The sequence below is a fragment of the Micromonospora sp. IBHARD004 genome (genome assembly GCF_052814115.1).
Genome location: NZ_CP199934.1, coordinates 5,274,261 through 5,298,347, shown reverse-complemented (window position 1 = coordinate 5,298,347; position 24,087 = coordinate 5,274,261). Strand labels below are relative to the sequence as shown.

At 74.3% G+C, this 24,087-nt stretch carries 26 protein-coding genes and 1 pseudogene; 18 read left to right on the top strand and 9 right to left on the bottom strand.

The genetic code is table 11. The features are described 5' to 3' along the window. Positions 1-64: 64 nt before the first annotated feature. From ACTWO6_RS25785 to ACTWO6_RS25765, 5 genes and pseudogenes are all read left to right on the top strand, one after another. Positions 65-550, top strand: a pseudogene (locus ACTWO6_RS25785) (DUF6882 domain-containing protein). Positions 551-707: 157 nt separating this feature from the next. Continuing rightward, positions 708-1,268 (top strand): NUDIX hydrolase, encoded by a 561-nt coding sequence (locus ACTWO6_RS25780; RefSeq protein ID WP_446216356.1) that lies wholly within the window; start codon positions 708-710, stop codon positions 1,266-1,268. Positions 1,269-1,649: 381 nt separating this feature from the next. Further along, positions 1,650-2,051: a hypothetical protein gene (locus ACTWO6_RS25775; RefSeq protein ID WP_446216355.1), complete on the top strand. Its 402-nt coding sequence runs from the start codon at positions 1,650-1,652 to the stop codon at positions 2,049-2,051. Between the two features lie 74 nt (positions 2,052-2,125). Further along, positions 2,126-2,773 (top strand): biliverdin-producing heme oxygenase, encoded by a 648-nt coding sequence (locus tag ACTWO6_RS25770; RefSeq protein ID WP_446216354.1) that lies wholly within the window; start codon positions 2,126-2,128, stop codon positions 2,771-2,773. A gap of 289 nt (positions 2,774-3,062) precedes the next feature. Then, positions 3,063-4,034 carry a TIGR03560 family F420-dependent LLM class oxidoreductase gene (locus ACTWO6_RS25765; protein ID WP_446216353.1) on the top strand — a complete coding sequence of 324 codons (972 nt, stop codon included), beginning with the start codon at positions 3,063-3,065 and terminating at the stop codon, positions 4,032-4,034. A gap of 54 nt (positions 4,035-4,088) precedes the next feature. On the opposite strand, the gene ACTWO6_RS25760 is transcribed toward ACTWO6_RS25765, so the two are convergent. Together ACTWO6_RS25760 and ACTWO6_RS25755 are read right to left on the bottom strand one after the other, a co-directional pair. Continuing rightward, on the bottom strand, positions 4,089-4,595 hold the full coding sequence (locus ACTWO6_RS25760; protein WP_446216352.1) for a hypothetical protein: 507 nt from the start codon (positions 4,593-4,595) through the stop codon (positions 4,089-4,091). Between the two features lie 59 nt (positions 4,596-4,654). Further along, positions 4,655-5,233 (bottom strand): TetR/AcrR family transcriptional regulator, encoded by a 579-nt coding sequence (locus tag ACTWO6_RS25755; protein WP_446216351.1) that lies wholly within the window; start codon positions 5,231-5,233, stop codon positions 4,655-4,657. A gap of 72 nt (positions 5,234-5,305) precedes the next feature. On the opposite strand from ACTWO6_RS25755, the gene ACTWO6_RS25750 reads away from it, so the two are divergent. Next, positions 5,306-6,514, top strand: a complete 1,209-nt coding sequence (locus tag ACTWO6_RS25750) for an FAD-dependent monooxygenase (RefSeq protein WP_446216350.1) — start codon at positions 5,306-5,308, stop codon at positions 6,512-6,514. A gap of 10 nt (positions 6,515-6,524) precedes the next feature. On the opposite strand, the gene ACTWO6_RS25745 is transcribed toward ACTWO6_RS25750, so the two are convergent. Further along, entirely contained in the window at positions 6,525-7,067 is a 543-nt protein-coding gene (locus ACTWO6_RS25745) for an SRPBCC family protein (RefSeq protein WP_446216349.1), read from the bottom strand. Positions 7,068-7,069: 2 nt separating this feature from the next. Beyond that, entirely contained in the window at positions 7,070-7,378 is a 309-nt protein-coding gene (locus ACTWO6_RS25740) for an ArsR/SmtB family transcription factor (RefSeq protein ID WP_446216348.1), read from the bottom strand. A gap of 107 nt (positions 7,379-7,485) precedes the next feature. Here ACTWO6_RS25740 and ACTWO6_RS25735 point away from each other — a divergent pair, with 107 nt between their 5' ends. Next, positions 7,486-8,415 (top strand): LLM class F420-dependent oxidoreductase, encoded by a 930-nt coding sequence (locus ACTWO6_RS25735; RefSeq protein WP_446216347.1) that lies wholly within the window; start codon positions 7,486-7,488, stop codon positions 8,413-8,415. Between the two features lie 30 nt (positions 8,416-8,445). On the opposite strand, the gene ACTWO6_RS25730 is transcribed toward ACTWO6_RS25735, so the two are convergent. Then, positions 8,446-8,679, bottom strand: a complete 234-nt coding sequence (locus ACTWO6_RS25730; RefSeq protein ID WP_446216346.1) for a hypothetical protein — start codon at positions 8,677-8,679, stop codon at positions 8,446-8,448. 118 nt (positions 8,680-8,797) lie between these two features. Between ACTWO6_RS25730 and ACTWO6_RS25725 the strand changes: the two genes are divergently transcribed. Together ACTWO6_RS25725 and ACTWO6_RS25720 are read left to right on the top strand one after the other, a co-directional pair. Next, the gene (locus tag ACTWO6_RS25725; protein WP_446216345.1) at positions 8,798-9,562 is read left to right on the top strand and encodes a hypothetical protein; all 765 of its coding nucleotides are present in this window, start codon (positions 8,798-8,800) and stop codon (positions 9,560-9,562) included. 23 nt (positions 9,563-9,585) lie between these two features. After that, a complete protein-coding gene (locus tag ACTWO6_RS25720; protein WP_446220764.1) occupies positions 9,586-10,851 on the top strand; it encodes an FAD-binding protein in 1,266 nt (421 codons plus the stop codon). A gap of 26 nt (positions 10,852-10,877) precedes the next feature. Here the strand turns inward: ACTWO6_RS25720 and ACTWO6_RS25715 are convergent, their stop codons facing one another. Next, positions 10,878-11,207: a MarR family winged helix-turn-helix transcriptional regulator gene (locus ACTWO6_RS25715; RefSeq protein ID WP_446216344.1), complete on the bottom strand. Its 330-nt coding sequence runs from the start codon at positions 11,205-11,207 to the stop codon at positions 10,878-10,880. Between the two features lie 46 nt (positions 11,208-11,253). On the opposite strand from ACTWO6_RS25715, the gene ACTWO6_RS25710 reads away from it, so the two are divergent. Further along, positions 11,254-11,895: a maleylpyruvate isomerase family mycothiol-dependent enzyme gene (locus tag ACTWO6_RS25710; protein WP_446216343.1), complete on the top strand. Its 642-nt coding sequence runs from the start codon at positions 11,254-11,256 to the stop codon at positions 11,893-11,895. A 16-nt stretch (positions 11,896-11,911) separates the two neighbouring features. Here the strand turns inward: ACTWO6_RS25710 and ACTWO6_RS25705 are convergent, their stop codons facing one another. Together ACTWO6_RS25705 and ACTWO6_RS25700 are read right to left on the bottom strand one after the other, a co-directional pair. Continuing rightward, positions 11,912-13,054, bottom strand: coding sequence for a site-2 protease family protein (locus tag ACTWO6_RS25705; RefSeq protein ID WP_446216342.1), 1,143 nt, complete (start codon positions 13,052-13,054; stop codon positions 11,912-11,914). A gap of 48 nt (positions 13,055-13,102) precedes the next feature. Further along, positions 13,103-13,954 carry an alpha/beta hydrolase gene (locus tag ACTWO6_RS25700; RefSeq protein ID WP_446216341.1) on the bottom strand — a complete coding sequence of 284 codons (852 nt, stop codon included), beginning with the start codon at positions 13,952-13,954 and terminating at the stop codon, positions 13,103-13,105. A 145-nt stretch (positions 13,955-14,099) separates the two neighbouring features. Here ACTWO6_RS25700 and ACTWO6_RS25695 point away from each other — a divergent pair, with 145 nt between their 5' ends. From ACTWO6_RS25695 to ACTWO6_RS25680, 4 genes are read left to right on the top strand one after another with little or no spacing between them, the layout of a single operon-like run. After that, entirely contained in the window at positions 14,100-15,059 is a 960-nt protein-coding gene (locus tag ACTWO6_RS25695) for an ABC transporter ATP-binding protein (RefSeq protein WP_446216340.1), read from the top strand. Position 15,060: 1 nt separating this feature from the next. Continuing rightward, positions 15,061-15,861, top strand: a complete 801-nt coding sequence (locus tag ACTWO6_RS25690; RefSeq protein ID WP_446216339.1) for an ABC transporter permease — start codon at positions 15,061-15,063, stop codon at positions 15,859-15,861. Positions 15,862-15,890: 29 nt separating this feature from the next. Continuing rightward, positions 15,891-17,027, top strand: a complete 1,137-nt coding sequence (locus tag ACTWO6_RS25685) for a sensor histidine kinase (protein ID WP_446216338.1) — start codon at positions 15,891-15,893, stop codon at positions 17,025-17,027. Between the two features lie 7 nt (positions 17,028-17,034). Then, entirely contained in the window at positions 17,035-17,658 is a 624-nt protein-coding gene (locus ACTWO6_RS25680; RefSeq protein ID WP_446216337.1) for a response regulator, read from the top strand. 121 nt (positions 17,659-17,779) lie between these two features. On the opposite strand, the gene ACTWO6_RS25675 is transcribed toward ACTWO6_RS25680, so the two are convergent. Beyond that, positions 17,780-19,222 (bottom strand): alpha-amylase, encoded by a 1,443-nt coding sequence (locus ACTWO6_RS25675; protein ID WP_446216336.1) that lies wholly within the window; start codon positions 19,220-19,222, stop codon positions 17,780-17,782. A 306-nt stretch (positions 19,223-19,528) separates the two neighbouring features. On the opposite strand from ACTWO6_RS25675, the gene ACTWO6_RS25670 reads away from it, so the two are divergent. Genes ACTWO6_RS25670 through ACTWO6_RS25655 form a run of 4 tightly spaced genes read left to right on the top strand, consistent with a single transcriptional unit; the run spans position 19,529 to position 24,070 of the window. Further along, positions 19,529-21,016, top strand: a complete 1,488-nt coding sequence (locus ACTWO6_RS25670) for a ferric reductase-like transmembrane domain-containing protein (protein ID WP_446216335.1) — start codon at positions 19,529-19,531, stop codon at positions 21,014-21,016. Then, positions 21,013-22,479, top strand: coding sequence for an NADH-ubiquinone oxidoreductase-F iron-sulfur binding region domain-containing protein (locus ACTWO6_RS25665; protein ID WP_446216334.1), 1,467 nt, complete (start codon positions 21,013-21,015; stop codon positions 22,477-22,479). Before ACTWO6_RS25670 ends, ACTWO6_RS25665 begins: the two co-directional genes overlap by 4 nt. Positions 22,480-22,499: 20 nt before the next feature. Then, on the top strand, positions 22,500-23,105 hold the full coding sequence (locus ACTWO6_RS25660) for a TlpA family protein disulfide reductase (protein ID WP_446216333.1): 606 nt from the start codon (positions 22,500-22,502) through the stop codon (positions 23,103-23,105). Then, positions 23,102-24,070, top strand: coding sequence for a cytochrome c biogenesis CcdA family protein (locus ACTWO6_RS25655; protein ID WP_446220763.1), 969 nt, complete (start codon positions 23,102-23,104; stop codon positions 24,068-24,070). Before ACTWO6_RS25660 ends, ACTWO6_RS25655 begins: the two co-directional genes overlap by 4 nt. Positions 24,071-24,087 lie beyond the last annotated feature (17 nt).

Genomic DNA, 24,087 nt, shown 5'->3' with positions numbered 1-24,087 from the left:
CTTTCGGAGTCGGTAGATTCCGGCCGGCCGGCTGTGCGGGTTGTGCCGCGAGGGCGGGAGGGTCATGGATCGCGTGGATCAACGAGCTGCGCATGATCATGAGTTGTGGGAGTCGGTCGCCTCTGCGGCTCGTGACAGCGTCGGGCAGCGGCAGGCGCGGATGATCGCTGACCACGGGCTGGGCGGCGACGTGCAGTACCACTGGTCGATGGATGACGCCACGATCGTCTGGTCGCGCGGCGGTCGGGACTTCCTCCACGGCCGCATCACGGTGATCGGCAGCGTGGATCACGTCCAGCAGACGTGGTTGTGATCCTGGGCCAACGACACCCTGCCGCGGGCGGTGCTCGGTGACATCACCGACGTGCGCCGCTACGGCGAAGAGCACGTCTTTCCCCTGCTGGTCTGGCCGAGCTTCCGTGCCGAGCAAACGCCGGTGGCGCAGGCCAGGATCGTTGCTGCCGATGTGCTGGCCGCCGAGGGCCTGTGGTTCGAACCCGGCGATGAGATGGACCTGCACCTCGTGATTCACGATCTGCGCCGGGCCTGAGGGTCGACCGCAGCGGGCAGCATCGGCGGGCACGTCACGTGCAAGCGGCCGGGCATCCGTTCTGCCTGATCCGTAGGAGCGCGACGGTGCGTCACTGACCAGGGGCTGGCGCTTCGACTGCGAAAGCCAGACCCGCGTCGCCGACGGAGCGGCCGCGATGCTCCGCGCCGAGGGCAAGCCGGAGGACTACGGCGACATCGGCGTCATCTACGAGGACCGCTACGTGATGGTTGTGCGTGACGCCGTGCGCTTCCGCGACGGCGAGCTGAGGCCGTACATCCGGATGGTCGGCGCCGTGGTCGGGACCGGCGCGGCCGTACTGCCGGTCTTCGCGGACGGCCGCATGCTGCTCGTCCGCCACTTCCGCCACGAGATGCGCACCTGGCAGTGGGAGATCCCCCGTGGCTTCGCCGAGCCCGGCGCCGACGGTGCGGCGACCGCCGCCCGCGAGCTGGAGGAAGAGGTCGGCATGACCGTCGAGAAGGTCGAGCTGCTCGGCTGCCTGGCGGGCGACGGCGGCATGGACGAGATCTACCTGGCTCGGTTGGAGGAGGGCGGCCTGCCGGACGACATCCCGGCGGACGCGGTGTACGAGGGCATCGACGATCGGCGGCTGGTCATCCGGGAGGAGCTCGCCGGCATGATCGCGGCGGGCGAAGTGACGGACGCGTACCTCCTCGCCGCCTTTGCCTTCGGCACCGCGAAGGGGCTCCTCTAGCGCCTTTCGCCACAAGGGACGGCGGCCCGGGACACGCCGCTCGGCCCGCTCCCGCGTCGTATGGTTCCCGGATGGCAGACCGGGTCTGGGCCGACGGTGACGCTTACGAGGCGTACGTCGGTCGGTGGAGTCGGCCCGTCGCGGCGGAGGTCCTGCGCCGGCCGACGTGCCATCCGGGCTGCGCTGGCTCGACGTCGCGTGCGGCACCGGCGCGCTGACCTCGACGGTGCTGGCCGGGGTGGCTCGATCCGGCTGACGGCCCGGGCCTGGGCGGTCCGCGGCACGGCAGCGGCGTGAGCACCGGCCGCGTCGCGGGACTGTTCGACGATCTTGAGTACGCGTGCTCATCCCGATTCCGGCCCCGACGGGAAGGATCAGGTCGTGAACCTGACGATGCGCACCCTGCTCGGCGGCCTGATCGTCGCGGCGGCGACGGCCGGCGCGTGGTGGGCCTGGCTGGGGTGGGAGACCGGATACACGGTGGACCCGGAGACCGGTGCGACCAGCGGCCCGTACGCGCCGTGGCAGGTGGTCGGCTGCGTCCTCACCCTGGCCCTGATCGCCGCAGTCGGCGGCTGGCTGCTCAGCCCCTGGGTCGTGGCGCCGGTGATGACGGTTGCCTTCACCGTCACCTGGGCGGCGCACGCCGCCTCGATCGACGACACCGGTCTCTGGGCGGTGGGGGCGGTCCTGATTCTGGTCGGGACGGCCGCCGGGACCACCGTGGTGAGCGTCGGGGCCCGGCTGATCCGTGGACGCCGTTCGGGACGATCGCCTCGCTGACCGGACGCCGCACGTCGGGTCGTCGTGGGGCGCCGCACATTGGGCTCCGTACCAGCTCGGGGCATACTTGCCCGATGTCCGAGCAGGCCCGACCGCGACGCCCGGAGGCGGTCTCCCCGATGCTGGACGCGCTGCGCGCCGGCACCCGGGAGCACCATCTCGCCCTGGAGCGTGACCTGGACCTTCCCGGCCGGATCCGGTCCCGGACGGACCTGTCGTCCGTCCTGTCCGCGATGCTCGCCGGGTGGCGGCCCCTGGAGCGCCGGCTCGCCGCCGTCGACTGGGCCGGTCTGCGGCTCGACCCCCGGCTCGGCGAGGCGACCGACCTGCTTCGGGCCGACCTCCGCGCGTTGACCGGCGAACCGTACGACGGCGAGGCGGGACCGGAGCCCACCGACGCCCCCGGCTTCGACGGCCTGGCCCGCGCGGTCGGCGGCCGGTACGTCCTGCTCGGCAGCGCCCTGGGCGGGCGGGTCATCGCCCCGGTGGTGGAACGCCGCCTGGAGCTGCGCGAGGGCGTGGGGACCGGGTTCTTCCGCCGCAGCGGCATGGCGCCGGGCCGGGACTGGCGTGACTTCCGGGTCGCGCTGGCCGCCCGTGACTGGTCCCCGGCGGATCTGGACCAGGCCGTCGCCGCCGCCCGGGAGACGTTCGTCTTCGTCGGCCGGGCCGCCGCGCCGATCCTCGGCCGCCGACCGGCCGCACCCCGCCGTGTGGCCTGACGACCGGACCGGGCCCGCTTCGGCGGCGCGCCGAGGGTGTGCGGCGGCGGGTAAAGCCCGCGCGTTGGTGTCCCCGGCCGCGGCGCGTGATCCGCGCCAGGGGAGGACGACTGCCGCGAGCGATATACCTGAGAGTCATAAATATGCCGCTCAGTCATAACGCTCGCTGGGCAGGTAACTGCTCGACGGGACCCGCCCGTCGCTGAGCGGCCACTCGAACACGGCCGCCGGTCAGGGATGGCCGGCACCCGCCTACGATGACCGGCGACGACTGGGGAGCGGAGCTGGCATGGGCAAGATCCGGTGGGGCGTGGTGCTGCCCCAGGGCTGGCGGTCGGACCTCACCCACCTGAGCGATCCGGTGGCCCAGTTCGAGGCGATGGTGCAGGTGGCCCGGGAGGCCGACGAGCTGGGCTTCGACTCTGTCTGGCTCTACGACCACCTGCAGGCCGTCTCCGGCTCGGCGGAGACGACCTTCGAGTGCTGGACCAGCCTGGCGGCGATCGCCCGGGAGACCCGGCGGGTCCGGCTCGGTCAGATCGTCACCTGCAACAGCTTCCGCAACCCGGCGCTGCTGGCGAAGATGGCCGCCACCCTGGACGCGGCGAGCGGCGGCCGGGCGTTCCTCGGCCTCGGCGCCGGCTGGGACCAGCGCGAGTACGACGCGTACGGCTTCGACCAGCCGTACCCGTCGACGGGGGAGCGGCTGACCCGGCTGGACGAGGCGGCGGCGGTGGTCACCGCGATGCTGCGGGAGCCGGTCGCCACGGTCGAGGGCCGCTACCACCGGGTACGGGCGGCGCAAAACGTGCCGACCGGCGTGCAGCGGCCGCACATCCCGCTGCTGATCGGCGGCAGCGGCGAGAAGCGCACGCTGCGGACCGTGGCCCGGTACGCCGACGCCTGCAACCTCACCGACCACACCGACCCGGCCTTCTACCGCCATAAGCTGGACGTGCTGGCCGGGCACTGCGCCGACGTCGGCCGCGACTACGACAGCATCCTGAAGACCGCGTCCTTCTCCGTCTTCACCGGCGCCACGGACGCCGAGGTGACCGCCCGGCTGGCCCCGCACCTGCGCGGGCGCGACCGGGCGGAGGTGGCGGCCGGCAGTGCGGTCGGCACCCCCGCCGAGCTGGTCGAGGTCTTCGGCCGGCTGGTCGAGGCCGGCATGGAGTACTTCATCCTCTACCTCCACGAGCCGACCGACCTGGCGGCCCTGCGCCTCTTCGCCCGCGAGGTCGTTCCGCAGCTCGGCTGAGCCGGGCGCCCGCCCGTACCCGGGACAGCCCCGGACCGCCGGCGGCCAGGGAGGTCAGGACTGGAAGCCGTCGACCAGGTCGGGTCGGCGGGTCGCGGCGAACCGGTCGCGGACCTGGGGACGGCTGGCCAGGAAGAGCAGCGCGACCACCACGAGCGCCTTCGCGACGTTGATGGCCCGCACCCACCAGGGCAACGGCTGGAGCAGGGTGAGGCCGGAGCCGGCCAGCACGATCACCGAGATGAAGACCACCTGCCGGTACGCCTTGCGCCGGCCCAGCCGCAGTCCGCGGATCACCACCAGGTAGGCGAGCGCGATCAGCGCCACGGGCAGCACGCGGGACCACACCGAGGAGCGCAGCGTCTCCCGGGCGGCGGCCAGGTCGGTGCCGGCGGGCAGGTCGAGGTGGGCGAGCTGGTAGTCCAGCAGCTGCTCCCGGAAGACCAGCATCAGGCCGGCGAGCAGGGCGCTCAGGGCCAGGTTGGCGAGCATGAGCACGATCATGCGCTGTACCAGCGGCGGCGTGGCCGTGGCGGCGTCGGGGGTGTCCGGTGTCGTCATCGGCAGGGATCAGATCACACGGTGCCCGTCCCGCGCTGCCCCGTTTCCCGCCGGTCCGCTCAACCGGTGAACTCGGCGGCGATGGTGCGCAGCGCCCGGGTCAGCTCCGCCGCCGACGGCGCGCGGTCCGGGTCGACGAGCCACTGGGCCGCGACACCGCCGAGCAGGGCCTGGTAGAACGAGCCGAGCGCCAGGGACTGCGACTCGTCGGCGTCCGGGTCGAGCCGGTGGAAGACCTCGGCCAGGCCGAGCCGGGCGAGTTGGTTGGCGGTGGCGAACGCCTCGCGCAGCTCGGGCGCCCGGTCCATCTGGGCGATCAGCTCGAACTGGATGGCCCAGAGCGGCCGCAGCCGGGCGAAGGACTCGATGATCCGGGTCCAGGCCGCCTCGAACCGTTGCTCGGGGGTGGCGTCGGGGCCGGCGTCGACCGCGAGGGCCCGCTGCAGCTCCTCGCCCCACTCCGCCATCGCCTCGAAGAGAGCCTCGTTGAGCAGCGCCTTCGTGGTGCGGAAGTGGTAGCCGATGGCGGCCAGGCTGGTGCCCGAGGCGGCGGCGATGTCCCGGGCGGTGGTGCCCGCGTACCCCTTCTCCATCAGGCAGCGCTTGGCGCCGGCGAGCAGGTCTTCCCGATTTCCCATGGTCGACAGCCTAACCGATTCCTGGAACAAATGTCTTGCACAAACGTCTTACACGTTCGTACAGTGAACGGCATGACGACCGTCCTGATCTCCGGCGCCAGCGTCGCCGGCCCCGCGCTCGCCTGGTGGCTGCGCCGTTACGGCTTCCGTCCGACCGTCGTGGAGCGCGCCCCGGCGCTGCGCGAGGGCGGCTACAAGGTGGACATCCGGGGTGCCGCGCTGGAGGTGGTCGACCGGATGGGCCTGCGCGCGCAGGTCGAGCGGCACGACACCGGGATGCGGTCGGCCCGCTTCGTGGACTCGGCGGGCGCGCAGCTCGCCACCATGGACGCCGCGCTCTTCGGTGGCCGGGAGGGCGACGACGCCGAGATCATGCGCGGCGACCTGGCCCGCATCCTCGCCGACGCCACCCCCGACGTGGAGTATTTCTTCGACGACTCGATCGCCACGCTGACCCCGTCGGCCGACGGGGTCGAGGCGAGCTTCGAGCGGGGTCCGCGCCGGACGTTCGACCTGGTGGTCGGCGCGGACGGGCTGCACTCGAACGTCCGGCGGCTGGCCTTCGGCCCGGAGTCGGCCCACCTGCGGCCGCTCGGGCACCACATCGCGATCTTCACCGTGCCGGCGGAGTTCGGCGAGGAGCGGGTCGAGCTGATGCACCCCGCGCCGGGGCGCACCGTCGGCGTCTACCGCACCGCCGGCTCGCTGGACGCCAGGGCGCTATTCCTCTTCCCCTCGCCCGAGGGTGGCGCCGAGCACCGGGATGTCGCCGGGCGGAAGGCGCTGCTGGCGGAGGCGTTCGCCGGCGCCGGGTGGCAGGTGCCGCGCCTGCTGGACGCCATGTGGGACGCCCCCGACTTCTACCTCGACTCGATGAGCCAGGTCCGGATGGACCGCTGGTCGACCGGGCGGATCGCCCTGGTCGGGGACGCGGCGTACGGGCCGTCGCCGGCGTCCGGGCAGGGCACCAGCCTCGGCCTGGTCGGGGCGTACGTGCTGGCCACCTCGCTCGCGGCGGCGTCGGGCGACCCGGTGGCCGGCTTCGCCGACTACGAGCGGCGGATGCGCCCCTTCGTCGAGGCGAACCAGCGGCTCGCCGAGCGCAACCTCAAGGGCATGGTGCTGGGCTCGGCCGCGCAGATCCGGTTCCAGACGCTGATGGTGCGCCTGATGCCGCACCTGCCCGGCCGGGAGCGGATGATCCGTCGGGTGACCGAGCCGATCCGCCGGGCCGCCACCGCGATCACCCTCCCGGACGCCCCGGCGCCGCGCCGGGCGTGAGCTCCGCCCGTCAGCGCGCCGGCGGTTCGTCGTCCAGGCGTTCGGCGTACGCGGCCCGCAGCTCGTCCCAGCCGAAGTTCGTCGACTCGGCCCCGCGGATCGGGCCGACCGGGTCGCCGTCGAGCAGGTGGCCGGCGACGTCGAGGCAGAGGTGCCAGCCGGCGGCCATCATCGGCGCCAGCTCGGGCTTGTCGACGGTGTGCCGCAGGGTCAGCCGGGTGCCGGTGGCCGACGGGCTCAGCTCCCAGCGCAGCAGGCCGTCGCCCCAGGTGTACTCCAGCAGGGTCGGCGGCTCGGCGCGGAGCACGGTCGCCGGCTGGGGGAAGGTGTCGTCGCCGTCGACCGTGCTGAGCGTGGCCTCGCCCAGGGTGCCGAGGTCCCGGCTGGCCAGGAAGGGCGCCCACTGGGCGAGCCGGTCCGGCTCGGTCAGCGCGGCCCACACCTTCTCCGGCGGGTGCCGCAGGTCCCGGACGAAGACCAGGTCCCAGCGGTCGTCGGCGGGTACCCGGGCGACGTCGGCGAGCGGGCCGGGTCGGAAGCGGTCGCGGTCCATGGTCACTCCTGACTGTCGAGATGGCGTTCGAGGGCGTCGAGGTGGTCGGCCCAGAGCCGGCGGTACGGCCCGAGCCAGTCGTCCACGGCCCGCAGCGGGCGTACCTCGAGCCGGTAGATGCGTTGCTGGGCCGCCGTGCGGACGGTGACGAAGCCGGCCTCGCGGAGCACCTTGAGGTGCTTGGAGACGGCCGGCTGGCTCATCCCCAGCGCGTCCACCAGGTCGCCCACGCTGCTCTCGGCGCGGCGCAGCCGTTCCAGGATGCGGCGCCGGCTCGGCTCGGCCAGCACGGCGAAGGCGTCGACGGACATGACGACAATATGCCCCTTCACTCATATGCTTGTCAAGTAATACGAGCTGGTCCCGGCTTCGCCGGAAGCACGGCGTGGCGGGCACGCCGGCTCCATATGCTCGGGGCATGGAACTGCGGATCTTCACCGAACCCCAGCAGGGCGCCAGCTACGACCAGCTGCTCGCCGTGGCCCGCCGCGCCGAGGAGACGGGCTTCGGCGCGTTCTTCCGCTCCGACCACTACCTGAAGATGGGCTCGGGGAGCGGCGAACCCGGCCCGACCGACGCCTGGACCACCCTCGCCGGCCTGGCCCGGGACACCACCCGGATCCGACTGGGCACCCTGATGACCGCGGCCACCTTCCGGCTGCCCGGCCCGCTCGCGATCACCGTCGCGCAGGTCGACCAGATGAGCGGCGGCCGGGTCGAGCTGGGCATCGGCACCGGCTGGTACGCCGAGGAGCACACCGCGTACGGGATCCCGTTCCCGGTGCTGGGCGAGCGCTTCGACCGGCTGGAGGAGCAGCTCACGGTCATCACCGGCCTCTGGGAGACGCCGGCCGGCGCGACGTTCGACTTCCAGGGGAAGTACTACCCGGTCAGCGACTCGCCGGCGCTGCCCAAGCCGGTGCAGCAGCCGCGACCGCCGATCCTGCTCGGCGGGACGGGTCCGAAGCGCACCCCGCGGCTCGCCGCCCGCTACGCCGACGAGTTCAACCTGCCGTTCGCCTCCGTCGAGGACTCCGTGGCCCAGTTCGCGCGGGTGCGGGCGGCCTGTGCCGAGATCGGCCGGGACCCGTCCGGCATGGTCTGGTCCAACGCGCTGGTGCTCTGCTGCGGCCGGGACGAGGCGGAGATCGGCCGGCGGGCCGCGGCGATCGGCCGGGAGCCGGCCGAGCTGCGGGAGAACGGCCTCGCCGGCACGCCCGCCGAGATCGTCGACAAGCTCGGCCGGTACGCCGAGATCGGCAGCCGCCGGGTCTACCTCCAGGTGCTCGACCTGGCCGACCTGGACCACCTGGAACTGGTCGCCGCGGAGGTCATGCCGCAGCTCTGAGCCCGCCCGGCGCCGACTGGACCGGCCCGGTCAGCGGGCCGGCTCGCGCAGCACCGTGTCCAGCCGCCCGCCGTCCGTCGTCCGGGGCGCCGGCCCCGGTCCGGGTGGGGGGTCGGGCTCGGGCTCCGGGGTGGGCGCCGGCACCGGAGCGGTCGGGTACGCCGGCAGCCCGCCCGCCGGGTCGGGACCCACGCCGGTCGGGTCGATCTCCTCCTCGGACGGATACCCGTCGCCGCGCAGGGTCGGATCGCGGTAGCTGCTCATTCGCGTAGGGTTCCCCGTCCACGCCGCCGCAACCGTGCCCGATCGACCGGTGCCCGCCCCTTGACCCGGCGACGGATGATGCAACCGACGACGACTGCGGCGCGAACGGGGGTACGAGATGGAGCTGCGCCGGAACCGGGGGACGCTGGTGCTGGCCGCGATCTGCGTGCTCGGCGGCGTGACGGTGCTGGCCGTCGGCGGCCACCGGGTGCTGCGGACGCTGGTCGCCCTGGGGGCCGTCATCCTCGGCGGCGTGGTGCTGCTCGGCGCGCTGCGGCCGTTCCGCTTCGTGATCGGACCGGACGGGCTGGACGTGCGGCGGCCGGGCCTGCGCGGCACGTACCGCTGGGACCAGTTCGACGCCCTGGCGCTCGCCGACGGGCCGCCGGTGCAGGGGCGTCCCGGGACGCCACGGTTGCTCGGCGTGCCCGGCGCGGCGCTGCCGCCCGAGGTGCGGGCCGGCGCGCGCCACCCGCTCGACGGGCGGGCCGCCGTGGAGCTGCTCGACCTGGCCCAGGTGCGCCAGACACCCGACGAGGTAGCGGATGCCCTGGCCCGGTACGCCGCCGACCGCTTCACCGACGCGCGGGCCCGCACCACCGCCCGGCTCGTCGGCGTCGACCTCGACTTCGACTTCGCCGAGTCCCTGCGCGGCTACCGGACCGAGCGGATCGACGAGCTGGTCCGGCGTGCCCAGGCGGCACTGGCCCACGGCGACGCGGCGGCGCGGCAGGCGGCCCGCGCCGAGATCGAGCAGGCCCGGGCCACCGGGCTGCCGGTGGCGCTGCGCGGGTATGCCCTCCGCGAGGTCGATCTGGCGCTCGACGCGCTCTGCGCCGCCCTGGCCGACCCCGCCGCCACCGACCGGGAGACCGCCCCGTGACCGACGCCCCGCTCGCCGGCGACATCGCCGCCCGGACGACCAGCGGCGCCGCCCCGCGCCCCCGCGCCGGCCGGAACTGGGCCGGCAACGTCCGCTACGCCGCCCGCCGCCGGCACACCCCGTCCACCGTGGACGAGCTGCGCCGGCTGGTCGCCGGCAGCGACCGGATCCGGGCCGTCGGCACCGGGCACTCCTTCAACCGGCTCGGCGACACCACCGGCGACCTGGTCTCGCTGGCCGGGCTGCCGCCCACCGTCGAGCTGGACCCGGAGCGCGGCACCGTCACCGTCGCCGCCGGCCTGCGCTACGGCGACCTCGCCACCCGGCTGCACGCCCAGGGGTACGCCCTGGCCAACCTGGCCTCCCTCCCGCACATCTCGGTGGCCGGCGCGGTCGCCGCCGGCACCCACGGCTCGGGCGACACCCACGGCAACCTGGCCACGGCGGTCGCCGCCCTCGAACTGGTCACCGCCGACGGTGACCTGCTGACCGTCGACCGGGCCGACGACCGGTTCGCCGGCATGGTGGTCAACCTCGGCGCGCTCGGCGTGGTCACCCGGGTGACCCTGGACGTGGTGCCCACCTTCGACGTCCGGCAGTACGTCCGACTCGGCCTGCCGCGCGACGCGCTCGATGCCGCCTTCGCCTCGGCGTACAGTGTCAGCGCCTTCACCGACTGGCGCTCTGCGCGGCTGGACCAGGTGTGGCGCAAGCAGCGCGCCGACCAGCCGCCGCCCCCGGCGGACTGGCTCGGTACGACGGCGGCCCCGGCGCAGCGCCACCCGGTGCCCGGCGTGCCGGCGGAGAACTGCACCCAGCAGCTCGGCGTGCCCGGACCGTGGCACGAACGGCTGCCGCACTTCCGACTCGGCTTCACCCCGAGCAGCGGCGACGAGCTCCAGTCGGAGTACCACGTGGCCCGCGACGTGGCCGCCGAGGCACTCGCCGCCCTGGACGCGGTGGCCGACCGGATCGCCGCCGTGCTACAGATCTGCGAGCTGCGTACCATCGCCGCCGACCCGCTCTGGCTCAGCCCGAACCACGGGCGGGACAGCCTCGCCATCCACTTCACCTGGGTCGGTGACGAGGCGGCGGTGACGCCGGTGGTGGCCGCGGTGGAGGAGCGGCTGGCGCCGTTCGCGCCCCGCCCGCACTGGGGCAAGGTCTTCGGGCTGGACCCGGCCGCGGCGTACCCCCGGCACGCCGACTTCCTCGCCCTGCTGCGCGAACTCGACCCGGCCGGGAAGTTCCGCACCGAGCTGCTGGACCGGTACTTCCCCCGCCCCTGACGGCCGGGGCGGCGATGCCGGGCCGGTCACCGGTACGGGTCGGTGATCTCCCGCAGCCGGGTGAGGGCGCGCCGCAGCTGGCTGGTGGCCTGCCTGCCCAGGTGCCGCGTCCACTCGGCCTCGACCTCCGCCTCGGCGGCCCGCGCCACCCGGATCGCGGCTTCGCCGCGCGCGGTGATGGTAACCAGCCGGGCGCGGGCGTCGGACGAGTCGGGCACCCGGCGGACATAGCCGCCGCGTTCGAGCTGGTCGACGAGGAACGCGGCGGTCTGCTTGGTGACCCGCGCCTGCTCGGCGAGCTCGGTGACCCGGGTGCCGTGCGGGCCGATCCGGGCGAAGACCCGGCCCTGCGCCACGGTCAGGTCGTCGAACCCGGCGGCGGCGGTCGGCGAGGGGGCGGGGATGAACCGTGACGACGTGTGGCGGACGATCGACGACGAGCGGTCCAGCCTCGCCGACCTCCTCGACGACCTGTCCGGAGCGGAGTGGGAGACGGCGTCCCTCTGCGTCGGCTGGCGGGTACGCGAGGTGGCCGCGCACCTCACCCTCGCCCACACGGGGGCGCTCGCCGCGGCCCTGGCGATGCTGCGGGCCCGCGGCAGCTTCGACCGCATGATCCACGACACCGCCGTACGGGAGGCCGCGCTGCCCGTCGAGGAGCACGCCGTCCGACTGCGGGGCATGGTGGGGTCGCGCCGGAAGGCGCCGGGCGTGACGCACCTGGAGCCGCTGCTGGACATCCTGGTGCACGGTCAGGACATCGCCCGGACACTGGGCCGGAGCCGCCCGATGCCGGCGGACGCGGCGGCCACGGCCGCGACGAGGGCCTGGACCATGGGCTGGCCGTTCCACGCCCGCCGCCGGCTGGGCGGTTTCGAGCTCGTCGCCGTGGACCATCCCTGGTCCGTCGGGCGCGGCCCCCGGGTCGAGGGAGACATCGCGGCGCTCCTGCTCCTGCTCACCGGCCGGCATGCGGTCCTACCGGAGCTCTCCGGCCCCGGCGCCCCCGACCTCACCGCCCGGCTCTCCCCGGCGCCTGCCTGACGGCGGCCCGTCTTCCCTAACGGCGACCCGGAGTCATCTGCTCGCGCATGCTGCCGCGCTGCACCGCCCGGCTGATGTCGCTCGGCGAGACGATCCCCACCAGCCGCTGGTCGGTCACCACCAGCGCCCGGCCGTCGGCGCACTCGCTGAGCCGGGGAAGCAGGTCGTTGAGCGCCTCGTCCGGGGCGGCGAGCACCAGCTCGTCGGCCCGGCAGGACACCTCGCCCAGCGTGGTGGTGGCCCGCCGGTCGGCGGGGATGCCCCGGACCCGGTCCAGGGTGACCAGCCCGACCGGCCGGCCGTCCTCGGTCAGCGGCAGCGCCGAGTGCCGGTACGCGAAGAGGTAGTGGTCCACGAAGTCGGCGACCGTCATGTCCCCGGACGCGGTCTGCGGCTGCGGCGTCATCACCTCGCCGACCCGGACCCCGCGCAGCGCGCTGCCCATCCGGGCCTGCCGTTCCTCCATGCCGGCCGCGCCGATCAGGAACCAGCCGATCAGCGCCAGCCAGAGCCCGCCCACCCCGGCGCCGGTCAGGAACCGCCAGAGTCCGAAGGCGATCAACAGGGCGCCGAGGCCCCAACCCGCCCGGGCCGCCACCACGGACGCCTTCGTCCGGTCGCCGGTCGCCTTCCACACCGCGGCGCGCAGCAGCCGCCCGCCGTCCAACGGGGCGGCCGGCAGCACGTTGAAGATCGCCAGCAGGACGTTGATGCCGGCCAGCCAGGACAGCGCGCCGAGCACCAGCCCGCGCGCGCCGGCAAGGGCGAGCACCACGGCGATGCCGCCGAAGAAGAACCCGATCAGCAGGCTCACCAGCGGGCCGATCCCCGCGATGCGCAGCTCGGCACCCGGGTCCTTCGCCTCCCCCTTCAGCTCGGACACCCCGCCGAAGAGCCAGAGCGTGATCCCCTCCACGGCGATCCCGTTGCGCTTGGCGACCACCGAGTGGGACACCTCGTGGGCGAGCAGGCCGAGGAAGAACACCACCGCGGCGCTCAACCCCGCCAGCACGTACGCCCCGGTCGAATGGCCGGGGTAGGAGCGTGGGAACAGACTGGCCGACAACGCCCAGGCGATCAGCAGGAAGATGACCAGGACGCTCCAGTTGACCCCGACGGGTACCCCCGCGATCCGGCCAAGCCGGAAGCTCGCCCTCATACGTCCGTCATACCCCCGCTCCACCTAGACATGCCAGGGCCGATCGGCTCACCGGCCCGGCGCCTCGCTCACCACTGTCGGAGACACGGTGTTCGCCATCTCCACCGCCCAGTCCAGCACGTAGTCGGCCTCCTCCTCCCAGCCCGGCTCCCCGCCGACGAAGTGCGACCGGCCCGGGAACTCGTGGTACGCGGTGACCGCCTGGGAGCTCCGGTAGAGGCCGGCGGCGGAGCGGGCCAGCGACGGCGGCACCACGTGGTCCTCGGTGCCGGTGGTCAGCAGCAGCGGCGCCCGGTCGTCCCGGTGGGTGTCCGCCTTGGTGGCCGAGTTCGGGTCCAGGTTGGCGAAGGCGTCCTCGAAGAAGACGTGCCCGGCGGCGGGGACGGCGTACCGCTCCCAGGCCGCGTCGGAGTCCGCCCGGCTCATCGTGTTGCCGAAGGCGTACGCGAAGTCGTCCGGGGTGAACGGCACCGCGCGGTGCCGGTTGGCCGGGCTGCGCAGGATTGAGAACCCGGAGCGCAGGGTGCTCAACGGCAGCTTCAGCACGCCCTTGACCGGTGCCGGGTGCACCCCGACGCCCGCCGCGCCGAGGCCGCGGGAGATCAGCAGCTGGGCGAACAGGCCGCCGAACGAGTGCCCCATGATGATGGGCGGCCGGGGCTGGTCCCGGATGATCGCTTCGTAGTGGTCGACGATGTCGGCGACCCGCTGCTGGGCGATCGGGGTCGGGTCCGCCCGCAGCGCCTCGACCTCGCCCTCCATCCCGGGCCAGGCCGGCGCGAGCACCCGGAAGCCCTGGGCCTCGTACCGGTCCACCCAGTGTTCCCAGCTGCGCGAAGTCATCCAGAGGCCGTGGATCAGCACGATCGTGTCGACCCGTCCGGTTGGCGCGCTGGCCATGGTGCCCTCCTCGGTCGCGGACGTGGACCGCAGGCGCTTACCCGGCGCGGGCCCGGGCGCACCCGCCGGGACCTGACAAATGTCATGGTCGGAAGGTGACGCCCGCTCCGGGGACGGGACGGCCGCTCGCCGGAGCATCGTTGTCATGACCGACACCGCACCGGCCGTCGAACTGGCCGGACTCACCAAGACCTTCGGCCCGGTGACCGCCGTCGACGGGCTCAACCTCCGGATCGAGCCCGGTGAGGTGGTGGCCTTCCTCGGCCCGAACGGCGCCGGCAAGACCACCACCGTGGACATGCTGCTCGGGCTGGCCCGCCCGGACGCCGGCGGCGTCCGGCTCTTCGGCGGCACCCCCGCCGACGCCGTCCGGCACGGCCGGGTCGCCGCGGTGATGCAGACCGGCGGGCTGCTCAAGGACCTCACGGTCGCCGAGACGGTACGGATGACCGCGCGGTTCTACGGCCGGACCCGCCCGGTGGGCGAGGTGCTGGACCGGGCCGGCATCGCGTCGATCGCCGACCGGCTGGTCGGCAAGTGCTCCGGCGGCCAGCAGCAGCGGCTGCGCTTCGCCCTGGCGCTACTCCCGGACCCCGACCTGATGGTGCTCGACGAGCCGACCACCGGCATGGACGTCGAGGGGCGGCGGGACTTCTGGCAGGCCATCCGGGCCGACGCCCGGGCCGGCCGGACCATCCTCTTCGCCACGCACTACCTGGACGAGGCCGACGCGTACGCGGACCGGATCGTGCTGGTGCGGCAGGGCCGGGTGGTCGCCGACGGCACCACCGCCGAGATCAAGAACCTGGCCGCCGGTCGGGTGGTCCGGGCCACCCTCCCCGGCGCCGACCAGGCCGTACTCGCCGCCCTGCCCGGGGTCCGCGCGGTCGAGGTACGCGGCGACGCGGTGCTGGTCCGCACCGACGACTCGGACGAGGTCGCCCGGCACCTGCTCACCCGGACCGCCGCCCGGGACGTCGAGATCACCTCCCGCAACCTCGAGGACGCCTTCCTCGCCCTCACCACCGACAGCCCGGCCACCGACGGCTCGACCACCCCCAGCCCGACCGCCGCGCGTCCGACCGCCCAGACCATCGGAGCATGAGATGACCGTCGCCGCCCCCTCCACCCCGTCCGCCACCCGCGCCGACCGGCGGCCGCCCGCCCTGGGCGGGTTCTCCACCGCCGTGCTGGCCATCGAGATCCGCCGGGTCCTGCGCAACCGCCGGACGCTGATCTTCATCCTGGTCATGCCGGCGGTCCTCTTCCTCCTCTTCGGACTCCCGCAACGGGGACAGGAGCTGCCCAACGGCCGCCCGGTCACCGCCTGGATCATGATCAGCCTCGCCGTGTACGGCGCCATGGTCGCCACCACCAGCGCCGGCGCCGCGGTGGCCACCGAACGGGCGCTGGGCTGGAGCCGGCAGCTCCGGCTCACCCCGTTGCGCCCGCCCGCGTACGTGGCGACGAAGGTGGCCACCGCCATGGTGCTCGGGCTGATCGCGGTGCTCGTCGAGTTCGCGGTCGGCGCGGGCGCCGGGGTCCGGCTGCCCGTCCAGGTCTGGCTGGTGGCCGGGCTCACCGCCTGGCTCGGCTCGCTGGTCTTCGCCGCCTTCGGGCTCTTCGTCGGCTATCTCGCCCCGGCCGAGAACGTCATGCAGTTCATGGGCCCTATCCTGGCGATCCTGGCCATGCTCGGCGGCCTCTTCGTCCCGCTCGACGTGCTGCCGCACGCGCTCCAGCAGATCGCCAAGTTCACCCCGGTGTACGGGGTCGGCCAGCTCGCCCGGGCCCCGCTGACCGGGGCCGGGATGGACTGGGTGGCGCTGGGCAACCTGGCCGGCTGGACCGTGCTCTTCGGCCTCGGCGCGGCCCGGCTGTTCCGCCGGGACACCACGCGGGTCTGACGGGAACGGCGGCCGCTAGCGTGTTCAGGATGCAGCTTCCGCCGGACCGGAACTATCTGGAGACCCGTCACTGGCGGGTCACCGGCTGGTTGCTCGCCGCGGTCTGGCTCTTCTTCCTCAACATCCCGCTGCTCGCCGCCCTGCACCAGCCGGAGCCGTGGCGACGGGTGGTCGGCGCGGCGACCCTGGTCGCCTTCGGCGTCTTGTACGTCTTCGTCTTTCAGTGGGCGCGCGGCCGGCGTCTGGAGCGCCGGGGGATCCCGGTCGGCCGGGCGTGGGCGGCCGTGGCGTTGTTGCTCGGGCTCGGGCTGGCCGGCATCCCGGGCACCGGCGGCGACTGGTTGACCACCCTGGTCTTCGTCGCCGCGGCGGCGGTGTTCCTGCTGCCGACCCGGCAGTCGCTGGTGGTGGTCGCCCTCGCCGCGCTGACCCCGCCGGTGACGGCCGCGTTGGTGCCCGGCTGGGAGGCGGAGGGCACCGTCGTCTTCGCGGTGCTGCTCGCCTCGTTCGCCATGTTCGGGGTGACCCGGCTGACCCAGCGCAACAGCGAACTCCAGGCCGCCCAGCAGGAGATCCGCCGGCTGGCCGTGGCCGAGGAGCGGGCCCGCACCGCCCGGGACCTGCACGACATCCTCGGCCACTCGCTGACCGTGGTGGCGGTGAAGGCCGAGCTGGCCGGCCGGCTGCTGGAGCTGGACCCGGCCCGGGCGGCCACCGAGATCGCCGACGTGGAGCGGCTGGCCCGGCAGGCCCTCGCCGACGTGCGGGGCACCGTCGGGGCGTACCGGGGGATCAGCCTGGCCGGGGAGCTGGCCGGCGCCCGCTCCGCGCTCGCCGCCGCGGGCATCGCCGCGGAGCTGCCGGACGCGGCGCCGGAGCTGCCGGCGGAGCGGGACGAGCTCTTCGGTTGGACGGTACGGGAAGGGGTGACCAACGTGGTCCGACACAGCGGGGCGCGGCGCTGCGTGATCCGGGTGGAGCCGGGCCTGGTCGAGGTCCGCGACGACGGGCGGGGGCCGGCCGCCGCGGCGCCGGCCGGGCCGGGTGGGCACGGGCTGGTCGGGCTGCGCGAGCGGGCCCGGCGGCTGGACGCCACGGTCACCGTCGGCCGCCGTCCGGACGGCCCGGGTTTCCTGCTCCGCGTCGCCCTGCCGGCGGACCGGTGATCCGGCGATGAGCGGGCCGATCCGGCTGCTGCTCGCCGACGACCAGGCGCTGGTCCGGGGCGCGCTGGCCGCGTTGCTCTCGCTGGAGCCGGACCTCACGGTGGTCGCCGAGGTCGGGCGGGGCGACGAGGTGGTCCCCGAGGCCCGCCGCACCGCGCCCGACGTGGCCCTGCTCGACGTCGAGATGCCCGGCCTGGACGGGATCGCCGCGACCACCGCGCTACGCGCCGCCGTGCCCGGCTGCCGGGTGCTGGTGGTGACCACCTTCGGCCGCCCCGGCTACCTGCGGCGGGCGATGGAGGCCGGCGCCAACGGCTTCGTGGTGAAGGACACCCCGGCCCGGCAGCTCGCCGACGCGGTACGTCGGGTGCACGCCGGGCTGCGAGTGGTCGATCCCACCCTGGCCGCGGAGACCCTGGCCACCGGGGCCAGTCCGCTGACCGAGCGGGAGACCGAGGTGCTGCGGACGGCCCGGGGCGGCGGCACGGTGGCCCAGCTCGCTGCCGTGCTGCACCTGTCCGAGGGGACGGTGCGTAACCACCTCTCCGCGGCGATCGGCAAGACCGGCGCCCGGAACCGCGCGGACGCGGTACGCATCGCCGAGGAGAACGGCTGGCTGCTCGGCGAGTGAGCGCGCGACCGTCGCCGCTCAGGCGGTGGCAGCCGTTGGTGACGTAAGGGAGAGGAGGCCCCCCGCTCCGTCAAAGGCGGTGCGGGGGGCCTCCGGGTCGGATCGGGCCGGCCGGGCCGGGTCAGGGCAGCTTCGCGCCGATGTGGACGGCGACCGCGTCGTGGGCGTTGATGTTCGCCGCGAACCAGCCGCTGGAGTCCACCGTGATCACCGGCCCGCTGCACGAGCCGTTGCTGAAGTCGCCGTGGACGACGTCGCAGTACCGGCCGGCGGGCAGCCCCACGTAGTAGGAGCGGCCGGTGATCGAGAAGTCCTCGTCGTTGATGGTCAGGTAGCCCTTGCCGGCCCGGCTGAACGCGATGTGCTGGTAGCCGTTGTCGTACCAGTTGGCCACCGCGGCGCCCTGGGTGGCGTTGTTGAACCCGACCATGTTGGCGATCACCCGCCAGCGGTGCTCGCACTGCCAGCCCGAGTAGCAGGTGGTGTTCAGGGTCTTGTTGTTGGCGTCCGAGGGCGGGCCCTGGTCCTTGCCGCTGAACGTGAAGCTCGACATCACCGCCGGCGACCCGTACGGCCAGGCCAGCATGAACGCGTTCGCGAGGGCGTAGCTGCCGCCGTTCTTGTACGTCAGCACCCCGCCGTCGCGCTGGGTGTCATGGTTGTCGACGAAGGCGACCGCCGAGCCGCTGGGCAGGTAGCCCCAGGCCTCCCCGAAGTTCCTCAGGTACGCCAGCCGCTCGCTGTTGAACATCCGGGCGAGGTCCTTGCCGTACCGGAACTCGTGCACGTCGCCGTTGCCGGTGTACTCGGTCGGCTGGATCGGCTCCCCGGCGCCGTAGATCACCTCCTGCACGAGGTACGCCGAGCGGGAGAGCTTGCCCTTGATGGCGGCGATGTCCCCGGCCGGCATGTGCTTGCTGGCGTCCAGCCGGAACCCGTCCACGCCGAGCGAGAGCAGGTCGTTCAGGTACCCGGCGATCCTCGACCGGACGTAGTCCGACTCGGTCTTCAGGTCCGACAGGTTGACCAGTTCGCAGTTCTGCACCTCGTACCGGTCGTTGTAGTTGACGATGTCGTCGCCGCCGTTGCGGCCGCAGTGGTGGAAGTCCTGGGTCTGGTAGATGCCCGGGTAGTCGTAGTGCCCGTACGAGGAGCCGGCCCAGCCGGTGCCGTTGTCCTGGCCGGACATGTGGTTGATGACGGCGTCGACGATCACCTTCACACCGGCGGCGTGGCAGGTGTTCACCATGGATTGGAACTGCGCCCGGGTGCCCTTGCGGGACTCGACCCGGTAGCTGACCGGCTGGTAGGCCACCCACCACGGGTTGCCCTTGACGTGCTCCTGCGGCGGGGAGACCTGGACGTAGCCGTAGCCCTTGGGGCCGAGCACGGTGGTGCACTCGCTGGCCACCGAGGGCCAGTTCCACTCGAAGAGCTGCGCGATGACCTTCTTGGTGCCGGACGGGGCCGCGGCGGCCGGGGGAGCCGCCACGGCGGTCGGTACGAGCAGGCTGGCGATCATGCCGAGGGCGAGGACCGCCGAGCGGCATCGGCGTCGATGCATCGGGACTCCTGGGTGCGGGGGACGGGGGTGGCGCGGCGCGGGGGAAGGGATCTCAGTGTCGGTTTCTTGCAAGCCCGGGCTGAAATTTTCGGCAAGGTTACAAGCGTGTTGCAACGACTGTCAATGGATAGAAATACGTCGTTGCGTAGTGCGCCAGGCGCTACACGCGCGCCGGGGCGGGACGGTTCGAACCGGCGGCCGAGAAATTCGCCACCGGGCTGATCCGCTCGCCGCGTCGCTCCGTACCTGAGGAGGGAGCAGGGTCGGCCGGTGGGGGCGCCGCCGTGAGACACGATCGAGGAGCAGATGGCCCGGGCACAGCAGAACGAGAAGGCGGCGACCGTCCGGACCACCAGCACCAGCCGAGGTGCCCGGACCCGGTCGAAATCCGCGATGGTCGCGCTGACCGCGTCCGCGCTCGCCCTCGCGTGGGCCGGCGTCGAGCTGTCCGGCGCCGGCCGGGCGATGTACGCGTACGGCTTCTTCTTCACCGAGTTCTTCGCCGGGGTGGTCGCCCTGGTCTCGCTCAGCCTCACCGTGATGATGGGGCTGCTCGCCACCGACCGGCTGGTGCTGCTGATCCGGCACCGGGTGCTGCTCCAGTCCGCGCACCGGGCCACCGGCATCCTCGGCGTGGCCGGCCTGGTCGTCCACGTCATCACCAAGATCTCGATCGGCCGGGCCGGGCCGACCGACGCGGTGGTGCCGTTCATCGGTGGCCGGGGGCTCTACGTCGGACTCGGCACGGTCGCCTCGTTCCTCATGGTCAGCGTGCTCTGGACCGGCCTGATCCGGGTCCGCTTCGCCGGGGTCGGCCCGAAGTGGTTCTGGCGGGCGCTGCACTCCATGGCGTACGTCTCCTGGCCGTTCGCCCTGATCCACGGCCTCAACGCGGGGCGACCCGCGAAGTCCTGGGTGGTGGTGAGCTACCTCGCCTGCGTGCTGCTGGTGGTGGTGGCGCTGCTGGTCCGCTTCTCCGTCCACCTCGGCAAGCGCAGCCGGGAGCAGCACCAGGCCGCCGTGCTGAACCAGGCGATGGCCGGCAAGCCCACCGAGGAGAGCCGGGGACTGCTCGGCGGCCTGGTCCGCCGGCGCTCCGGCGAGGAGGAGAAGAGCCGCGCCGGCCGGGGCGGCCGGAAGGGCGGCTGGGCGGAGACCACCGCGACCTCGTGGAGCGCGCCGGCCGGCACCGCCCGCCGCCGCGACCCCGAGCGGTTCGCCGTGCCGGTGGTGCCCGAGCCCGGTTCGCTGCGGGAGCCCGTGCGGGCGGCCGCCCGGCGCCGCGCCGCGGAGCCGGAGCCCGCCACCCGGGGCCGGGCCGACGAGCGGTCCGCCAGCCGGTACCGGGACGCGGAGGAGGGCGTCCCCCGCCGGTACCGGGACGAGGTGGACGCCCGCTACTCGGCGCCGCCGCCGCGGTGGGTCGAGCCGGAGGAGCCGTGGGACAGCCCGCGGCGGTGGGCGAGCGGCGAGCGACCGGTCTCCGCGGAGCCCATCTCCGCCGGGCCGATCTCGGCCGGCCCGGTGTCGGCCGGGCCGATCTCCGCGGCGCCGCGCAGCGGCGGCCGGCACAGTGTCGAGGAGGAGGTGCCGGAGGAGCCGGACTACTGGCGGCCGCCGGCCCGGTACGTCCCGGACGACCTGCCCGTCGACGACACCCCCACCCTGGTCGACCTCGCCTCCCGGCGGGCGCTGCGGGCCGCCGGCGAGAGCCGGTCGTCCCGGCGTCGCCGGGCCAGCGCGGACGCGGTCGACGGGGCGTACTGGGCCGGGCTGCGCGGTGAGGCGAAGTGATGCGGACGACCGTGCCACCGGTCGCGTGCGTCGGCGAACCCCGGCTCACCGCCGGCTTCGCCGAGTTCGGCCGGCTCGACCTGCTGGCCCACGAGGAGGTGCACGGCCCGATCGGGCCGATGGAACCGGCCAGCCTGCTCCGGCTGGCCGCGGCGATCGACCTCAAGGGCAAGGGCGGCGCGGGTTTCCCGTTCGCCCGCAAGCTGCGCGCCGTGCTGGAGTCCTGCGAGCGGCAGAGCCTCTCCGCCGTGGTCGTCGTCAACGCCAGCGAGGGGGAGCCGGCGAGCTGGAAGGACAAGGTGCTGCTCACCCGGGCGCCGCACCTGATCCTCGACGGCGCCGCGCTGGCCGCGTACGCCCTCGATGCCGAGGAGATCGTGATCGGGGTGGCCGACGACGACGTGGGCCGGCCGTCGCTGACCGAGGCGCTGCAGGAACGCCGGATGCCGGTGCCGACCACCATCGTCACCGTGCCGCACCGGTTCATCTCCGGCGAGGGCGGCGCGCTGGTCAACGGCATCAACGGCCTGCCGCACATCCCGCCCGGCACCAAGAAACGCTCCAGCGACTCCGGGGTCGGCGGGCTGCCCACCCTGCTCTCCAACGCCGAGACCTTCGCCCAGCTGGCAGTCGCCGCCCGGCTCGGCCCGTACGAGTACGCCGCGCTCGGCACCGACGACGAACCGGGCACGGTGCTGCTCACCGTCACCGGGGCGGCCGGCCGACCGGCGGTGGTCGAGTGCGCCGCCGGCACCCCGCTGCGGGAGATCCTCGACCTCTGCGAGGTGCCCGACGGGCCGGGGGTCCTGATGGGCGGCTACCACGGCAAGTGGATCACCCCCGAGGCCGCGGACCGGGCGGAGGTCTCCCGCAAGGGGCTGACCGCCGTCGGCGGCACCCTCGGCGCCGGCATCATCGTCCCGCTCGGCCGGGACACCTGCCCGCTCGGCGAGGCCGCCCAGGTGGTCCGCTACCTGGCCGGCGAGTCCGCCGGGCAGTGCGGGCCGTGCAAGATGGGCCTGCCCGACCTGGCCCGGGCCGTCGACCTCGCGGTCTCCGGCAGCGCCCCGATCGAGATCGTCCGGGCCGCGGCCGGCGACGTGAAGGGGCGCGGCGCGTGCGGCCACCCGGACGGCACCGCCCGGTTCGCCCTCTCCGCGATCGAGGTCTTCGCCGATGACCTGCGGCTGCACACCACCGGCGACGGCTGCGGCAAGCGGGTCAAGGGCGTGATGGGACTGCCCGGGGCGCCGGACGCGAACCCGCGGAAGCTCACCCTGGACTGGTCCCGGTGCGACGGGCACGGGCTCTGCGCGCACGTGGTGCCGGACTTCATCCGGCTCGACGCGAACGGTTACCCGGCGTTCCCGTCCACCCCGGTGCCGACCTGGCTGCGGGAGGGCGCGCTCAAGGCGGTCAAGGTCTGTCCCGAACTCGCGCTCCGGCTCGCCAGGGCCGAGTAGCCGACCGAGAGGAGACGCGGATGTCGCGTCGTACCACGGTGGCCCACCGGGCCACCGCCGCCGTCGCGGTGGCCGCGCTGCTGGGCGTCGCGTCCTGCGCGGTCGGCCCGGAGCCGGCGCCGCCGGTGACCGCCGTCGCGGCCGCGTCTCCCGCCGCCCCGACGACCGGGCCGGCCGCACCCAGCGGCGCACCCGCCGCCACGCCGGTGGTCCCGACCCGGGTGCCGGAGACGTTGACGTTCACCGCGAAGACCCTGGACGGTACGCGGTTCTCCGCCGCCGAACTGGCCGGGAAGCCGGTGGTGCTCTGGTTCTGGGCGCCCTGGTGCGCCACCTGCGCCAGCCAGGCCTGGACGGTCGCCGAGATCGCCCCGAAGTACCGGGACACCGTGCCGATCGTCGGCGTCGCCGGCCTGGGTGAGCAGAAGGCGATGAAGGAGTTCGTCACCGAGTTCGACCTGGCGGGCACCCCGCAGCTCGACGATCGGGCCGGGGCGCTGTGGCGCCGGTTCGAGGTGGTCGAGCAGAGCACCTTCCTGATCATCGACCGGGACGGCCGGGTCGTCCACCAGGGCTTCCTCGACGGCGAGTCGCTCAGCCGGCGGGTCGCCGAACTGGCCGGCTGATGACCACGCCGCTGCTGCTCGCGCTGACCGCCGGCATGCTCGGCGCGGTCAACCCGTGCGGCTTCGCGATGCTGCCCGCGTACCTGTCGCTGCTGGTCGCCGGCCCGCCGGACGGGCGCGGCGCGGTCGGCCGCGCGCTCACCGCGACCGCCGGGCTGACCCTCGGGTACGTCGTGGTCTTCGGCTCGTTCGGCCTGGCCCTGGCGCCGCTGGCGGACTGGCTGCGCCCCCGGCTGCCCTGGTCGACCGTGACGCTCGGCCTGCTGCTGGCGGCGGCCGGCTGCTGGCTGCTCGCCGGCCGGCGGCTGCCCGCCCCGCGCCCGTTCGCCCGGGCGCCCCGGCTGGCCCGTTCGCTGCCGTCCATGGCGCTCTTCGGCATGGCGTACGCGCTGGCCTCGCTGACCTGCACGATCGCCCCGTTCCTGGCGATCGTGGTGACCAGCCTCCAGGCCGGCTCGACGCTGCGCGGGCTGGCGCTCTTCGGGGCGTACGCGATCGGGATGGGGCTGGTGGTCGGGGTGGCCGCGCTCGGCGTGGCGCTGCTGCGCGGCCGGGTGGTGGCCCGGCTGCGCGGCGCCGGCGCGCTCGTGCCCCGGCTGAGCGGCCTGGTGCTGCTCACCGCCGGCGGCCACGTCGCCTGGTACGGCTGGTACGAGGTCCGGCTCGCGCTGGGCCGGTACGACGCCTTCGGCGACCCGGTCGTGGTGGCCGCGGCCCGGGTCCAGCAGGCCCTGGTCGCCGGGCTGGACGCGGCCGGCCCGGCGGTGCTCGCGGCGGTCCTGGTCGCGCTCCTGCTGGCGGCCCTGGGGCGGCGGGCGACGGTCGCCCGCAGCGACGGCCCCGGACCCGGGCCCGAAGGCTCCGCGCCCGACGGCTCCGGGGCGGTGGCGGACCGCCCGGCGGCCGGTCCCGTGGCGGCGTCGGCCGCACCGGCGGCGGGTGGGTCGGTGGCGGCGGGCCGCTGACGGCGCCGAGCGGAGCC

Bases quoted from the DNA above. Each gene is read 5' to 3' on its own strand.
- ACTWO6_RS25700 (WP_446216341.1), bottom strand. From the start codon at position 13,954: ATGGCCAGCGCGCCAACCGGACGGGTCGACACGATCGTGCTGATCCAC.
- ACTWO6_RS25675 (WP_446216336.1), bottom strand. From the start codon at position 19,222: ATGCATCGACGCCGATGCCGCTCGGCGGTCCTCGCCCTCGGCATGATC.
- ACTWO6_RS25745 (WP_446216349.1), bottom strand. From the start codon at position 7,067: ATGGACCGCGACCGCTTCCGACCCGGCCCGCTCGCCGACGTCGCCCGG.
- ACTWO6_RS25660 (WP_446216333.1), top strand. From the start codon at position 22,500: ATGTCGCGTCGTACCACGGTGGCCCACCGGGCCACCGCCGCCGTCGCG.
- ACTWO6_RS25760 (WP_446216352.1), bottom strand. From the start codon at position 4,595: ATGACGACACCGGACACCCCCGACGCCGCCACGGCCACGCCGCCGCTG.
- ACTWO6_RS25670 (WP_446216335.1), top strand. From the start codon at position 19,529: ATGGCCCGGGCACAGCAGAACGAGAAGGCGGCGACCGTCCGGACCACC.
- ACTWO6_RS25680 (WP_446216337.1), top strand. From the start codon at position 17,035: ATGAGCGGGCCGATCCGGCTGCTGCTCGCCGACGACCAGGCGCTGGTC.
- ACTWO6_RS25750 (WP_446216350.1), top strand. From the start codon at position 5,306: ATGACGACCGTCCTGATCTCCGGCGCCAGCGTCGCCGGCCCCGCGCTC.
- ACTWO6_RS25710 (WP_446216343.1), top strand. From the start codon at position 11,254: ATGAACCGTGACGACGTGTGGCGGACGATCGACGACGAGCGGTCCAGC.
- ACTWO6_RS25685 (WP_446216338.1), top strand. From the start codon at position 15,891: ATGCAGCTTCCGCCGGACCGGAACTATCTGGAGACCCGTCACTGGCGG.
- ACTWO6_RS25690 (WP_446216339.1), top strand. From the start codon at position 15,061: ATGACCGTCGCCGCCCCCTCCACCCCGTCCGCCACCCGCGCCGACCGG.
- ACTWO6_RS25730 (WP_446216346.1), bottom strand. From the start codon at position 8,679: ATGAGCAGCTACCGCGATCCGACCCTGCGCGGCGACGGGTATCCGTCC.
- ACTWO6_RS25705 (WP_446216342.1), bottom strand. From the start codon at position 13,054: ATGAGGGCGAGCTTCCGGCTTGGCCGGATCGCGGGGGTACCCGTCGGG.
- ACTWO6_RS25780 (WP_446216356.1), top strand. From the start codon at position 708: ATGCTCCGCGCCGAGGGCAAGCCGGAGGACTACGGCGACATCGGCGTC.
- ACTWO6_RS25735 (WP_446216347.1), top strand. From the start codon at position 7,486: ATGGAACTGCGGATCTTCACCGAACCCCAGCAGGGCGCCAGCTACGAC.
- ACTWO6_RS25765 (WP_446216353.1), top strand. From the start codon at position 3,063: ATGGGCAAGATCCGGTGGGGCGTGGTGCTGCCCCAGGGCTGGCGGTCG.
- ACTWO6_RS25755 (WP_446216351.1), bottom strand. From the start codon at position 5,233: ATGGGAAATCGGGAAGACCTGCTCGCCGGCGCCAAGCGCTGCCTGATG.
- ACTWO6_RS25695 (WP_446216340.1), top strand. From the start codon at position 14,100: ATGACCGACACCGCACCGGCCGTCGAACTGGCCGGACTCACCAAGACC.
- ACTWO6_RS25770 (WP_446216354.1), top strand. From the start codon at position 2,126: ATGTCCGAGCAGGCCCGACCGCGACGCCCGGAGGCGGTCTCCCCGATG.
- ACTWO6_RS25725 (WP_446216345.1), top strand. From the start codon at position 8,798: ATGGAGCTGCGCCGGAACCGGGGGACGCTGGTGCTGGCCGCGATCTGC.
- ACTWO6_RS25740 (WP_446216348.1), bottom strand. From the start codon at position 7,378: ATGTCCGTCGACGCCTTCGCCGTGCTGGCCGAGCCGAGCCGGCGCCGC.